This window comes from Weissella confusa (genome assembly GCA_041871065.1).
Classification (GTDB): domain Bacteria; phylum Bacillota; class Bacilli; order Lactobacillales; family Lactobacillaceae; genus Weissella; species Weissella confusa_A.
The window spans coordinates 1,158,905-1,172,979 of record CP168942.1 but is presented as its reverse complement, the minus strand read 5'-3'; the positions used below and the strand labels follow the sequence as shown (position 1 = coordinate 1,172,979).

Below are 14,075 nucleotides of genomic sequence, written 5' to 3'. Positions count from 1 at the left end.
TTTGTGATTTCGTGAAGTTGGAAATGTTCAGGGGTGAAGTGTGCTAAAATATAACAAGTTATCCACTTTAATGAAGGAGCCCTGAGCGATGCAAGCTGTGAAAAAGCGACGTGGTTTTCGGTTGTTAAGAACAATCCGGGAGACCCCCAAACGCGTCAAAGAAAAATTTAAATATCTCGATTTGGTCTTGCTACTATTAATCATCGGCGTTTTAGTCTTCGGTGTGACAATGGTGTATTCAGCTAGTTCAAATATGAATTCAGGATCTTCTACATCTTTCTTATTTAAGCAAGCCCTGTTCAGCGTTATTAGCGTGGCTGCGATGCTTTTGATATTTAGTGTCAACATTAATTGGTCGTCGATTAGGGTTAATTACCTGATCTCGGGATTCCTAGTTGCGACGGACTTCGCCTTGGCCATAGCGTTGGTCGCTGGACCGGTTACCTCGGGTGCAAAAGGCTGGATTTATATTGGCACATTCGGAATTCAACCGGTTGAATACTTTAAAGTCGCCATGATTTTATGGTTTGCCAAACGCTTTGCCCGTAATGTTGTTAATCCGTATAAGGTTGGTGCGGGTGTAAAAGAACGCCTCCATTACTATAAGGATTTCATTGCACCAGGAGTTGGTATCTTGCTAACTGGTTTGATGCCCGATCTTGGTGGTGCGTTGATTTTGTTTGCGCTATTTGCCATTATATTTTTGACCTCTGGTATTCGACCAACGGGGTTAATTACAATGGTTGGGATTGTCATTGATGTGCTGATTTTGGTGCCGGTGCTGTTGCCAGTGCTTGAAAAGTTACCATTGATGCACTATCAGTTGTTGCGTTTTGAGTCGTACATCGATCCTTGGAAGACAGAAGATGCCGGTCACCAGTTGATTAATTCTTACTACGCCATTTCAAACGGCGGTTTCTGGGGTCGCGGCTTAGGAAATAGTATTCAAAAAGCGGGTTATCTGCCTGAACCGAATACCGATTTTATTATGGCGATTGTCGGTGAAGAGTTAGGTGCTGCTTGGATTTTAATTATCCTTGCTGTATTTGGCTTTATCATTTGGCGTTTGGTCATCTACGCGGTGAAGACACGTAACATGCAAATTCGCTTAACGTTGTACGGTATTGCTGCCTACATTGGTATCCAAATTTTGGTTAACCTTGGTGGTGTCGTGGGCGTCGTGCCAATTACTGGTGTGACGTTCCCATTGATTTCATATGGTGGATCATCATTGATGTCATGGGGAATTACGTTTGGAATCGCCTTTAACATGATCGGTGTGTTGAAAAAGAATGAAAGTTTACGGGGGCGTGAATAAATGGCTTTTGAAGTAACGCCACGTCGAAGTGTCGTGGTTTATTTGAAAAATGTTCGCCAAGCGCGCCAATTGCGTCGTTTTGGCGTTGTCAGTTATATTTCAGAGAAAATGAAGTATGCTGTTATTTATATGAATGAAGAGGATGTTGCATCAAAGTCAGCGTTGATTGAACGCTTGGGCTTCGTGGCATCTGTTGATGTTTCGCACTGGCCTGAGGTTGATACAACCATTGGTAGCCAAGGTGAGGCATTTGAATTTTCGGTTGATCCATCAGAATTGACGGATGAGCCGGCTGAAGAAGAGGAATTGTAATGCGTATTGTGAGTGGAGAATTTGGTGGTCGCCCATTGAAGGCGGTCCCAGGTGATGCAACCCGACCAACTACAGATAAGGTAAAAGAAGCAATCTTTAGCATGATTGGTCCTTATTTCGATGGTGGCCGTTCATTAGATTTGTATGCTGGTTCGGGCGGGTTAAGTATCGAAGGTGTTTCTCGCGGTTTGGACGAAGCAGTGTTGGTTGACCGCCAATTTGCGGCGATCAAGACCATTAACGAAAATATCGCGATTACAAAAGCACCAGAGAAATTCACGGTGATTAAGAGTACGGCAGATGCAGCCATTCAACGTTTGATGGGGTCACAACCATTTGACGTCTTGTACTTTGATCCGCCATACGCCAAGCAAACAATTACCGCTGACCTTGAAAAACTTGTTGCGGCAAACTTGATTGTGCCAGATGCGTTGATTGTGGCCGAAACTGATCAAAATGCAAACCTACCAGAAGATATGCCTAATTTTGAGTTCTTAAAGGAAAAGGATTACGGCATTACGGTGGTCAAGTTATATCAATATAAGGGGGAAGCATAATGCGTCGCGTATTATTTCCGGGTAGTTTTGATCCATTTACAAATGGACATCTAGATGTTGTTAAGCGTGCTGCAACGCTCTTTGACGAGGTTGTCATTGGTGTTGGCACTAACAAGATGAAAAAGTATCTCTTCTCACCTGAAGAAAAGATTGCCTTGATTGAGGCATCTGTGGCTGATTTGCCAAATGTTTCAGTACGTGAAATGGCTGGCTTGACGATTGAGTATATGAAAGAAATCAATGCTGATACGTTGGTACGTGGTTTGCGTAACGAAACTGATTACCTATACGAACGTGACATTGCTGAAATGAATCATTTCTTGGGCAAGGTTGAGACGGTCTTTTTGATGGCACGCCCAGAGCACCAAAACATCTCAAGCTCTATTTTGAAAGAAGTTGTTAGTTTTGGCGCCGATGTTCATGAATTGGTACCTGGACCAGTTGCTAATGCGCTTGCTGAGAAGTTTGCGGAGAAGTAGCATATGGCTGAAAAACAAAAGAAATCCCATAAATGGCTGAAAATTTCTGGCATTATCGCGGCTGTGTTGGTGTTATTGGCACTGGTCAGTCCATTGCCACTATATGCTGAAACGCCTGGCGAGGCTGACAATCTGTCTGGTTATATCAAGGTAGACGGCAAAAAGCCTAAAGTTGACGGTGAGTATATGATTACAGCCGTTTACATGTCGCAAGTCAATGGAATCGGCGCTATTATGGCGTGGCTCGATCCAACAGCATCATTAATGACATCCTACGAAGCTAATGGTGGTGGCTCACAAGCAGATAATGTGGCCATTAACAAGGTTTACATGGATTCTGCGGTGAATGAAGCTAAAGTAACAGCGTTTAAGGCAGCTGGGGTTCCGTATAAGCGCACGTTTAACGGTATCTATGTCATGGCAGTGCAAGACAACTCTAACTTTAAAAAGCACCTGCACGTTGGTGATTTGATTACCTCAGTCGATGGTAAGTCATTTGAATCTGCAAAGGGATTTCAAAATTACATCCGCAAAAATAAAGTGGGTTCAAAACTGACGATTAACTACGAACATAATGGTAAGACAAAAGAAGCAACCGGTAAGACGGTCGCTTTGGCCGGGACTAAGAAAGTACCTGGTATCGGTATCGCGCTGACAGACGCTGTCGATGTGACGTCTGATCGAAATGTTACGGCGGATATGGGGGACATCGGTGGCCCATCCGGTGGGTTGATGTTTTCACTAGAAATGTATGATGCGTTGTCTAATGAAAACTTGGCTGCTGGGCGTAAAATCGCTGGTACTGGTACGATTGATAAGGACGGTAACGTCGGTGAAATCGGTGGTATTGATAAAAAGGTGATTGTGGCCTACGAATCGGGTGCTAAAATCTTCTTTGCGCCATATATCAATCCAACAAAGGCTAATTTGGCAATGGAATCTGATGGGATGACAAATTACCAACTAGCAGTTAAAACGGCTAAGAAATACGCGCCTGGTATGAAGGTTGTGCCGGTTAAGACGTTTGACGATGCAGTTAAGTATCTACGTACACATTAATATGAAAAACAAAACCAGCTGATAAGGCTGGTTTTTTTCTGCCCGTCTGACAGGATATTAGTGTGTGAAAGATTGCATTTGTGGTATATTAAGCCATATAAGACAAGGGGGATAATGATATGTCTGAGGAACGAACACTGGTTTTGATTAAGCCAGATGGTGTTGCACGTGGTTTGATGGGGGAAGTCTTTTCACGCTTGGAGCGCAAGGGATACAAGATTACGTCATTGTTGATGACAGAAGCAACTGAAGATCAATTGCGTCGTCACTATGCCGAAAAGGTAAATGCACCTTATTTCCCAGAAATTCTCGAATACATGACAAGTGGTCCATTAGTTGCAATGGTCGTGACGGGAACAAACATCGTGAAGAACTTCCGTGCAATGGCCGGTGTGACTAATCCAAGCGAGGCAGCACCTGGTACAATTCGTGGTGATTATGGTCGCGACTGGGAAGATGGTGCGGTTCGTAACATCGTGCACAGTTCTGACAGTGTTGAAAATGCCGAACGCGAAATTAGCATTTGGTTTGAAAATCACTAAAAATTTTGACAAACTTGCATAAAATCTGTACAGTAATACGAGTTGTTACGTACAGATAGCACAAATTTTTTTGTGCCGAACATAGAGGCGAACATCATTTCGGATAGGGATGATGGACGCCTTTTATTTGTTTAAGGAGGGAATTTATGCAGGCAAAAGAATGGCATGTATTACGAGCGGTAATCGCCGCTGGTATCATGAGTTTTAGTGGGGTGTTGATTGAAACGTCGATGAATGTTACGTTTCCAACCTTGATGAACGAATTTCAGACTAACGCAAATGGTGTGCAATGGGTGACGACGGGCTATTTGCTAGCCATCGCCGTGGTGGTGCCACTTTCAGCATTTTTAATTCGAAATTATTCACCGCGTCGACTATTTATCATTGCTAACCTACTGTTTTTGGCAGGTGTCATTTTAGATGGCTTTGCGCCTAATTTGTTGGTGCTGCTAGCTGGCCGTGTTTTCCAAGGAATTGGAACGGGAATTGCATTGCCATTGATGTTTGACATCATTTTGACAAAGTCACCGCTTGATCGTCGTGGCGTGATGATGGGGATTGGGACCATGACCACTTCGATTGCACCTGCCATTGGCCCAACATACGGTGGTGTCTTGTTAAATAGTTTGGGGTGGCGTTCAATTTTCTGGTTCTTGATTGTTTTGCTACTGGCTTCGTTGGTAATGGGTTTGACCAGTATGCCAGTTGAAACAGTTAAGCGAACGGAAAATTTTGCTTTTGGCGCATTTGTTTTCCTGGGTCTAGGATTAGGATTGCTGCTAATGGCCGTTGAACGACTATCATTAGTGTTCCTAATTGCTGCGATTGTCTCGCTGGTAGTATTCGGGTTCCTAAACAAGCGTCGCCAACTATTGAACCTAGCTATTTTGCGTCACTCACGTTTTGACCGCTTGATGGTTAGTTTCCTGGTTTATCAAGCGATTCTTCTAGGTCTATCATTTATCTTGCCTAACTACCTGCAACTTGGGTTGGGACGTACGGCAACCGCTGCTGGCTTGTTTATGTTCCCAGGAGCGGTTATTGGTTCTGTGTTGGCCCCAGTATCAGGACGTGTATTGGATGAATTTGGTGCAGTTAAGCCAATCTTGTTTGGCCTCAGCGTTGCAACGTTAGCAATGGTTTTGATGGCCGTGTTCTTTAAAGATTTGTCGTTCTGGACGTTGATGTTGACGCACATGTTGTTGATGGTTGGGATTGGTTTCTCATACGCGAACTTGATGACTATCACGTTATCTAGTTTGGCACCTAGTGAGAATGCTGATGGTAATAGTGTTTTGAACACGTTGCAACAATTTGTCGGTGCTAGTGCAACGACAATTGTTGCGCAAATCTTCGCCTCTGCTGTTGCCAATCATCCAAGCGCTGGTGTTGTGACGGGTTCGCAGACTGGCATTTATGTCTTGATGGGTTTGATGGTAATTTCGCTTATCATCTTCATCGGTATGAATTTGAATAAAAACTAGATTGAAAGTTTTACTGAACACTAGCTTGAGCTCGTAACGTGGTTACGGGCTTTTTTGTGCACTGTCCCGTCTGTGAGATAACCGTTGTTCAATACTCCGTCAGTGTCCATGTGAGGCCTGTGGCATGATTATCGAGAATGTTTTACACGGAGGAATCAAAAATGGTTGAGGCAAAGCGAAACAAACTATACTTTCAAGGGCAAAGAATCAGCCCCTTAAAAGATACGGATGCGCGTGAGTATGAATTGTTAATGCGCCAAGATGTGGATGGCGTACCATGCTTTCCATACAGTGATTTCTTGGAAATTATGACAAATCATGATCGACACAAAGCTTATATGGAAGATGTCTATGTCTTTTTGAAGGCTGTGTTAGCTAAAAATCCTACTGATATTTTCTCATTTAATTTGGAGTATCAAGAATTGTTTTATGAAGAAACTTTCGATGTTCTAGATCGATTTGACGATTCAGAAAGAGCACGTCTAAAGATGGAACTAACGGAGCGGTTGCCACTGCAACGTTGCAATTTCTATGATGAATTTTTTACCCAAAGCACAGATTGCCAAACTATCGAAGCTGGGTTATGCCATTGTTTTGGATGATTTCTTAATTGGCATGAATACGTTAGCGGGACTCTTTGATGTGCAAGAATACGTGTCACGGATCAAGGTGTCTGTATTGCAGTTAAAAAAGCACATGTCGTTAGTAACAATCTTGGATATTCTTCGTGTCACAATTGGTGGCTTAGATTCTTTGGATTTAGAAGTGGTAATTGAAGGCGTTGAAGATCAAGATTTAATTGCAACGCTACCAGCAGGTTGGCGACAACAATCTTTCTATTACTCAAACCCTGAGAATTTAATTTCCATTGAATACTAGAAAGGAACATAAAAATGGCAGGAATGATTGATTATGTATTTGGCGAATACATTTTAGCCAAGATTTGTTGTATCCCTGCATTCATTGGGGCGATATTTAGTATTCAATATGGGTTGAAACGACGCTTTGTAAAACGCTCATGGCTGTTTGTTTTGTTGTATACCATAAATTTTGTGGGGTGGGTTTTATTTGCGAATTTGGTTTACCAAACGTTGGAGCCGAATAAAATCGAAACCTGCATCATGTTAGTCATTATGTTCTACTTCATATTGATTGATAAAAATCGTTACACGCTCATTCCAATAGGTATTTTGGTTGGATTATTTAATATATTCCTGATTATCGACTCGGATGTGTTTCATATCGGGCTATTGGTGCTTGGCATGACCGTCTTTATGGCAACATGCCTGATGTTGATTGAACGACGCGCACGTATTGTGGATACGTTTTTTGAATATGAACTATTGGTTGTGTTGTTTGCATTTGCGGCTTGGATTGATATTGCAGCCTTTCGTTGGTATATGCCATGGACTTATGGTGCGTTATTAATTCTGAAATTTGCAATCATTATGAACATTGTGCATTTTGGGAATATGTATATTCGACGCGTGGTCAAACTGTTCACCGTTATCAAAATGAAGCGCTCGTGGACGCGCTAACAGGAATGAGCAATCGACGGGCGCTAGATCGAGTCCTTGAAGAAGTCGTGCCATATTTTCACACCAAGCGTTTGCCCTTAACGGTGGTGATGTATGACATCGATTCTTTTAAATTAATTAACGATACCCATGGTCACGCCATGGGGGATTATGTGCTAACGCGTGTGGCGCACATCGTGAATGATACGTTGATTGCATCCAATGCAAATGGTCAGGTGTTCCGTTACGGTGGTGAGGAGTTTGCAATTGTGTTCCGAAACGTCAAGATAGAAGACATTTTACCAAAACTGGAAACTGTCATGATGGCGGTTCGAAATTCAAATTTTGTATTTGAATCGCAAAAGGCTAACGTCACGATTTCAATGGGTGTTGCTGAACTATCTAAAGAAAACGACACGGCAGAAGCAGTGATGAAAAAAGCTGATGACAATTTATATGATGCAAAACGCGAGGGCAAGAATCGTATTGTGCTTGCGTAAGGAGGATAGATATGAAAAAGTTTATGACCAAACTTATTTTAACGACAGTATTGGTATTAGGCTTGGGTAGTGAACATAGGGCCTATGCCGCAATAGATTTCGACAGCATCCCCCTAAGCGCAATTTCCTACGGTGAGTATAATTACCACGAGTGGGGCGCCGTGATGGATGGGGATAACATTGCACTGGTCGTCGACATGAACGCAAATGGTAAAAACCCTGGCTATGATTTTCAAGGGTATGGCTATATCTTCAAGTTAGCTGACCAGCAAGTATCAGTTGATATTAATGATGCCAGTCAAGTGCCACATGAGTTGGGGGCATCAGCTGATGTGACGTTCAAGGTATCAAATTATGGTACGAATACAACCAACTATGTGACGGGTAAAATTTATGTGCGAGAGGCACCGTTAGATACGACGACGCAAGTTCTAAATCTAGAAATTTCGCTATCATCAATGGTGGCTGATCCATCATTAGTTACAGATATCAACATTACAAACCCAAACCTAGGTGACCAAAGTCTGATTGTGTCAGGCGCCTCAACAGTGCCGCTAGTTTCAGCGGGTATTGGTGCGGTAATTGCCGCTGGTCTGTCAGTGACGCTTTACCGTAATCGTCGGAGAAATGTAGCATGATGTTTTGGTGCGTTGTCGTTGCAGTCAGTGTTTGGTTATACGCATTGAGCGTATTAAAGCGTATTGCGTGGCGAGCTGGGTTTATTGTTGTCGGCGTAGTTGGCGTCTTCTTTTTAATCATCTTGCTGTGCAATGATCAACTCACGCATTGGCTTATGCAGATAAGCACTTGGGGAACAGGCTTGATCGGATCATTAACAGGCGCTTACGAGACCGTTCCTTCATTGGGAATCGTGCATATTATTAGTGGTCACAGCGCGGTGAATTTATTCGTGACGTTTGAATGCTCAGCATATATTGAGTTGGCTGCCTATTTCTCGTTAGCGCTATTCTTTCCGTTTTTTAACTCTAATCGACAGCGCTGGCAGTTAATCATCCTTGGAATGCTGTTTATTTATTTATCGAACGTCATCCGCTTATCTGTCACAGCTTTGATCGTGCGTTATTGTGGGCCGGATTCATTAGTCTGGGCGCATGTCATTATGGGACGTTTAATATTTTACGCTCTTAGTATCACGTTATATTTTTACGTCTTTACCCGTTCGCAAGTCTTAAATACATTGACTGGAAAATTTGGATTTGATCGAGGAGCAAAGGTATGACGGGATTATTATCAGCAACAATTAATCATTTTTTGTTTATTGGCGTTTGGTTGTTGATTCCATTATTTATCGAAGTTTTACCAATTTGTTGGACGTACCTGCGATTTGTCAGTCAATGGGCAATCGAGAAAATACGGCCGTCACAACAAGCAACAATTAAATTTTGGCCAATAATTTCCGTCGTTGTGCCAGTTTATAATTCAGCTGACACACTTGTCGCTTGTATTGATTCAATTATGACAGGGACTTATCCAGTAGATAAGATCAAGGTTACCCTCGTTAACAATAAGAGTACGGATAATAGTTTTGAAGTTTTTCAGCAATTACAAGAAAAGTACCCGTCAGCAAAGATGGTTTGGATGGAAGCAGCCCAAGGTAAGTCACACGCTCTAAATATGGCTTTGTACAACACGACTGGCAATTATTTTATTCATATTGATAGTGATGGCGTGTTAGATAAAAATGCGCTTCGAAACATGGTGTACCAATTTGAGATGGAGCCTGACACCGTCGCCTTAACCGGTGCTATTCTGACGCAACCGTCACTGATAGCTCACCGTGGCGTAAAGCGACTTGAACAATTGTTGGAGTACCATGAATATGCCTCAGCGTTTTTGGTCAGTCGTAATGCGGAAGCGCGATCGAATACCATGTTCACCATGTCGGGGGCCTTTTCTGGCTTTCGACGGTCCAAAATTGCCGAAACGTTTATGTTTAGCAGTGATACAGTGGGGGAAGATACCCACATGACTTTTCAAATGCGGCAAAAGGGACAAGTTAAATTGGCGAAAAATGCCATTTTCTACGTTGAACCAATCGAAGACTTTAACGCCCTGTACCGTCAGCGACAACGTTGGCAATTGGGAGAGATGGAAGTGGTGCACATGTTTGAACCAAAACATTTGTTATCTTTCAAACACCTTACGACAAACTTTATGGTTCGCCGTCTGTTAATTGACCACACATTGCTATTTCCACGGCTTATCTGGTTATTCGCACCTATGGTCTTAGTCGTAAATGGGTTTTCGCCTGCAATGTTGGCGTTGATTTATATTGCGATGTACCTGATGTATGTTTTCGCCGGAGCAATCTATTTTTTGCTTGCTCAGGTGTACCTAAGGCCGTTACCTGAAGCGTTCGCTTGTTACGTTAAGACCTGGTACGTCACGTTATTACTGCCGGCCTATAAGTTTCTGTTGTCATGGGTGCTATTGCTAGCCTTGGTAAATCGATCAAAGTCGCGCAAGTGGCAAGGCCGTGGGATTCGTGATGAACTATCCGCCATCAGAGAGACTATTCGGCGCGATACGAAACACATAATCAAAAGTGAGGAATCAAAATGAATCATCGCATTAAGGACGTAATCGATACTTGCGTCATGGGCCTGTTTATTATTTTGTTTGGGCTGACACTCTATTTTGCGGGTGCTTCAGTTAACTTACAGCGCGATGGCGTGACGTTTGCTGGCGTCGTCGGGGTACTGGTCTTAGTTGGCAGCTATCTCATCACACAGACGACATTGCTGCCATGGTGTTACACGCACCGAATGGCTTTGTTAAGTGGTGGGTTTATCATTGCCATAATGTGGCAGTTTACTTTTGTGACACTCTTTCATCCTGCCATCGGTTTTGATGCAGGCGCCATACATGAAGCGTTACAACATCCGGAAGACATTGATTTAATTGGGTATTTTAGTCAAAATACCAACAACTTGCCATTATTGCTTGTGTATGACTGGTTAGGTAACATCAGCCACACGACCAGCTGGTTATTTTTTGATTACGTTAGTCTGATTTGTGTCGATGTTGCGTTGCTTGTCAACCTGGTGACGATGTTCATTGTGCGTCGTGAGAATGTCGGGCGACTTCTCTGGATTGAGACATTATTTATGCTTGTTTTCCCATGGATTGTTGTGCCATACTCAGATACGGCGGTTCTGCCATTGGTTGCACTGTTATTTTTGCTGATGGCTTGCCTGCAAAAAGCGCAAGCATGGTGGCAAACGCTCATTTTGTCTGCGTTATTAGCGGCTTGCGCAGTGGCCACTTATTTCATCAAGCCCTCGGCCATTATTCCGTTAATTGCGATGTGTCTTGTGTTGATTAGATCAGTTATCACATCAGACAAGGTCGCGTTAGGGAAGCGTCTGAAAACTGCTTGTTTAGTGATTGTGACAATTACAGTTAGCGGTCTAGGCACCTATACTGTTGGTCAGCAGGTGATTGATGCGCAAACTGTTATTAGAATCAACAAAGGTCTTACCATTCCACCGATTCACTTCATGAGCATGGGAGTTTTTGGGGATGGTGGCTATAACGAGGCAGACGCTCTTAAGATGGCTGAATTACCAAAACGTTCTGATAAAGTTGATTACTCAAGGCAACAACTGATTAAAAGATTACGCGAGAAGGGTGTCATTGGCTATTTGGCTTTCTTAGTGAAAAAGCAAGGCAATAATACCGCAGATGGTACGTTTGCTTGGTTAAAAGAAGGTCATTTCTTTAAAAATGGTCGTCCAAATGAGCCTAAGTGGTTGAGCAATTGGGTGACCACAGACGGTAAACACTTAGAGGATTTGCAATTTATCACCCAAATGTGGTGGCTGCTAATATTGGTGACCATTGCAATAGGACTACGGAAGCAAGATGATTGGTCTCGTTTATGTTGGTTAGCCATTTTAGGTGGTTTTATGTACCTCTTGTTATTTGAAGGTGGTCGTAGTCGATATCTCATACAGTTTTTGCCAGCATTTTTGATTTTAGCAGCATATCAAGCTGGTTATGTTTGGCAACTGTTCAACCAGTTTGGAAAACGATGCTGGTGGATATTCTTCGGAAAGGAGTATGCGCATGATTGAGGCACATTATCGATTGAAATTTTATATTAATGCCTATCACTTCATTCGATGGAACGGTCGCGATGGCGAGACACATCCGCACACTTGGGAAATCGTGAGTGATTTTGCATGTGATATGGACGAGAAAGTCCCATTTTATGAGTACGAAACAAAAATCAACACGTTTCTATCAACGTACGATGGACAGGTACTGAATGACATTGCCCCTTTTGATAAGATTAATCCGTCTTTGGAAAACTTTGCGACGGAGCTGTTTGATCGTTTACAAACGCATCCTGAATTGATTGGGTCGGCTGTTAAATTAGAAGAGTTGGCAGTGAGTGAAGGCCCAACTCGAACGTATGTCTTAACAAATCGAGACTGAGGCAAGTTATGAAAAATGCATTGGTACTTTTTACGTCCATTGTCGGTGTTATCTTGGTGTTTTCACTGACAATTGAAACAATCTATGTTGGTGGTGGCTTTTCAAATAACACCCATGCACAAAAGGTGTCTTCGGTATCTAAACAGTCATGGACTAGAAAAGAATTTGAAAATTTGCAAACACTTGATTGGGATGATGAAACAGACCAACAGTATGACTATCTATTATCAAGACATGGCAAAGCAGATCGACAATCAGATAAATCAATCGATTTTGGTCATGATGAAAAGATTACCCAACGGACGTTAACCTGGGAACAAAAACATTGCAAGGCTGTGTTAGGCTTTTATCGCTATCAGGAAAACGGTGATTGGGTTTTGCATGATAAAACGTGGATTCAGAAATAACTTATCAGCAAGTTAACGAGAAATCGTTGACTTGCTCTTTTTTATTTTTTGACGAATAGAAAATGATACATTTTTTAAAAGCATTATAACAACATACAATGTACTGAGTTTGAGAGCTAGGGGGCTTTGTATGTATACGTTCATTTATGCCATATTATATTTTCTGGCAAATATTACTATCATTCTACCGTACGAAATGGTGTTACAAAATTACACAAATTCTGAATCCGGAACATATTTTCTAATGCTATTACTTGTGTATGGGGTTAGGTCTGTGGCCGTTTGGCTATTGCCGGATCAAATTGCGACCGGTCCGTTTATGAACTTAAGAAGTAGTGTTTCTACTGCTTGTATCGGATTTATGTTTATGCCATTTATTAAGTCAGATACGAAGGTGTTGGCTATACTTGTTGCCGTTTTATTAGGTTATTCATCGGCAACTATTTGGCCTCTTTTTCTAACGTACAAGTCTGAAAAGTTGTTTCGCCCGGTAAAGCCAGCAACTTTATTAATTGATTTGCTGGTTATCATTGTTACTCTTGTTATACTGCAAATTGCATTTCCGATGGACGTTAGCAGTATTCTGCTGGGCCTGCTATACTTCGCAGCGTTGTTTGTTGTGCCAAAGACTGCTGTCAATAATTTGGCTACAGACGGTAAGGCCATAGGTCTGGTTCTGGCTATCGTGTTGTTAGACTTCATCGCCCGTGTTAGCCTTGCATCACCAATGTTAAATAATAGCCAAGCGGTATTTGAAGAAAAGTTGGTCATCGGGATGCTACTGACTTTGTCTATCGTTGTCAGTTTCTTGGCCGTATTAGAGTTTGGGCGGCTTAAGCATTCTGAATTGTTTTTTGCAACCGTGTTAAGGGGCCTTATAATGGCGTATATACTGCTATTTATGCCGCTGATACTTGCGTCATTGATTGGCTCAGAAAATGCAACTTTCGTCACGTACGGTTTGTATATTTTTGGTTTTGAGTTTGGCGGAATAATGCAGACTAAGCTGACGCATAAAAAACGCCAATTCATTTTGGGGACCGGCTTCGTGATTGGCTTTTTCCCGAACCCCGTGATGAAATTATTGGCCATTTTACTTTTGGCAACATTCGTCGGTAGTATTAATCAGGATCTTAACCGATTTCACATTCAAAACGGGCGTCGTCTTTCCTTTAAAGGTATTACTCATAAGTATAAAATCTCGAATTTGGGTAACCAATTATTTTATATCATTTTCATTGCAGGTACGTGTGCCCTGACGGTTTGGGAAACTGATTACCCGATAAAATTCTTCCAAGGAACACTTTCGGAGCAAACCGCGCAATTCTTTTCAATAGCGATGAACGTCGTCACAGGACTAGTGGCTAGCTGGTTATTGTTCAAGGCTACAAAGAAAAAACTAGAATAGCATCCAAATGAAAAGGGGGACATGTGACCAC

General features: G+C 42.3%; 18 protein-coding genes. All 18 read left to right on the top strand.

The window, feature by feature from the left end:
• Positions 1 to 88: 88 nt before the first annotated feature.
• On the top strand, positions 89 to 1,318 hold the full coding sequence (locus ACAW68_05465) for an FtsW/RodA/SpoVE family cell cycle protein (GenBank protein ID XGA14944.1): 1,230 nt from the start codon (positions 89 to 91) through the stop codon (positions 1,316 to 1,318).
• Positions 1,319 to 1,630: a YlbG family protein gene (locus tag ACAW68_05460; protein ID XGA14943.1), complete on the top strand. Its 312-nt coding sequence runs from the start codon at positions 1,319 to 1,321 to the stop codon at positions 1,628 to 1,630.
• A complete protein-coding gene (rsmD, locus tag ACAW68_05455) occupies positions 1,630 to 2,187 on the top strand; it encodes a 16S rRNA (guanine(966)-N(2))-methyltransferase RsmD (protein XGA14942.1) in 558 nt (185 codons plus the stop codon). The genes ACAW68_05460 and rsmD overlap by 1 nt, the downstream gene beginning before the upstream one ends.
• A complete protein-coding gene (gene coaD, locus ACAW68_05450) occupies positions 2,187 to 2,666 on the top strand; it encodes a pantetheine-phosphate adenylyltransferase (protein ID XGA14941.1) in 480 nt (159 codons plus the stop codon). The genes rsmD and coaD overlap by 1 nt, the downstream gene beginning before the upstream one ends.
• Positions 2,667 to 2,669: 3 nt before the next feature.
• Entirely contained in the window at positions 2,670 to 3,725 is a 1,056-nt protein-coding gene (locus ACAW68_05445) for a SepM family pheromone-processing serine protease (GenBank protein XGA14940.1), read from the top strand.
• A 119-nt stretch (positions 3,726 to 3,844) separates the two neighbouring features.
• A complete protein-coding gene (ndk, locus tag ACAW68_05440) occupies positions 3,845 to 4,267 on the top strand; it encodes a nucleoside-diphosphate kinase (GenBank protein ID XGA14939.1) in 423 nt (140 codons plus the stop codon).
• A 146-nt stretch (positions 4,268 to 4,413) separates the two neighbouring features.
• A complete protein-coding gene (locus ACAW68_05435) occupies positions 4,414 to 5,751 on the top strand; it encodes an MFS transporter (protein ID XGA14938.1) in 1,338 nt (445 codons plus the stop codon).
• A 161-nt stretch (positions 5,752 to 5,912) separates the two neighbouring features.
• Entirely contained in the window at positions 5,913 to 6,353 is a 441-nt protein-coding gene (locus tag ACAW68_05430; GenBank protein XGA14937.1) for a hypothetical protein, read from the top strand.
• 13 nt (positions 6,354 to 6,366) lie between these two features.
• A complete protein-coding gene (locus ACAW68_05425; GenBank protein ID XGA14936.1) occupies positions 6,367 to 6,630 on the top strand; it encodes a hypothetical protein in 264 nt (87 codons plus the stop codon).
• Between the two features lie 14 nt (positions 6,631 to 6,644).
• Positions 6,645 to 7,289 (top strand): hypothetical protein, encoded by a 645-nt coding sequence (locus ACAW68_05420; protein ID XGA14935.1) that lies wholly within the window; start codon positions 6,645 to 6,647, stop codon positions 7,287 to 7,289.
• A 5-nt stretch (positions 7,290 to 7,294) separates the two neighbouring features.
• Entirely contained in the window at positions 7,295 to 7,768 is a 474-nt protein-coding gene (locus tag ACAW68_05415; GenBank protein ID XGA14934.1) for a GGDEF domain-containing protein, read from the top strand.
• An 11-nt stretch (positions 7,769 to 7,779) separates the two neighbouring features.
• Positions 7,780 to 8,406 carry a Firmicu-CTERM sorting domain-containing protein gene (locus ACAW68_05410; GenBank protein ID XGA14933.1) on the top strand — a complete coding sequence of 209 codons (627 nt, stop codon included), beginning with the start codon at positions 7,780 to 7,782 and terminating at the stop codon, positions 8,404 to 8,406.
• Complete coding sequence (gene xrtG / locus ACAW68_05405; GenBank protein ID XGA14932.1) at positions 8,403 to 9,008, top strand: exosortase family protein XrtG; 606 nt, start codon at positions 8,403 to 8,405, stop codon at positions 9,006 to 9,008. The genes ACAW68_05410 and xrtG overlap by 4 nt, the downstream gene beginning before the upstream one ends.
• Positions 9,005 to 10,351 carry a TIGR03111 family XrtG-associated glycosyltransferase gene (locus ACAW68_05400; protein ID XGA14931.1) on the top strand — a complete coding sequence of 449 codons (1,347 nt, stop codon included), beginning with the start codon at positions 9,005 to 9,007 and terminating at the stop codon, positions 10,349 to 10,351. The genes xrtG and ACAW68_05400 overlap by 4 nt, the downstream gene beginning before the upstream one ends.
• Positions 10,348 to 11,865 (top strand): TIGR03766 family XrtG-associated glycosyltransferase, encoded by a 1,518-nt coding sequence (locus tag ACAW68_05395; protein ID XGA14930.1) that lies wholly within the window; start codon positions 10,348 to 10,350, stop codon positions 11,863 to 11,865. Before ACAW68_05400 ends, ACAW68_05395 begins: the two co-directional genes overlap by 4 nt.
• Positions 11,858 to 12,229, top strand: coding sequence for a 6-carboxytetrahydropterin synthase (locus ACAW68_05390; protein ID XGA14929.1), 372 nt, complete (start codon positions 11,858 to 11,860; stop codon positions 12,227 to 12,229). Before ACAW68_05395 ends, ACAW68_05390 begins: the two co-directional genes overlap by 8 nt.
• Before the next feature lie 8 nt (positions 12,230 to 12,237).
• On the top strand, positions 12,238 to 12,636 hold the full coding sequence (locus ACAW68_05385) for a hypothetical protein (protein ID XGA14928.1): 399 nt from the start codon (positions 12,238 to 12,240) through the stop codon (positions 12,634 to 12,636).
• A gap of 274 nt (positions 12,637 to 12,910) precedes the next feature.
• A complete protein-coding gene (locus ACAW68_05380; protein XGA14927.1) occupies positions 12,911 to 14,044 on the top strand; it encodes a hypothetical protein in 1,134 nt (377 codons plus the stop codon).
• The last annotated feature ends 31 nt before the right edge of the window (positions 14,045 to 14,075 follow it).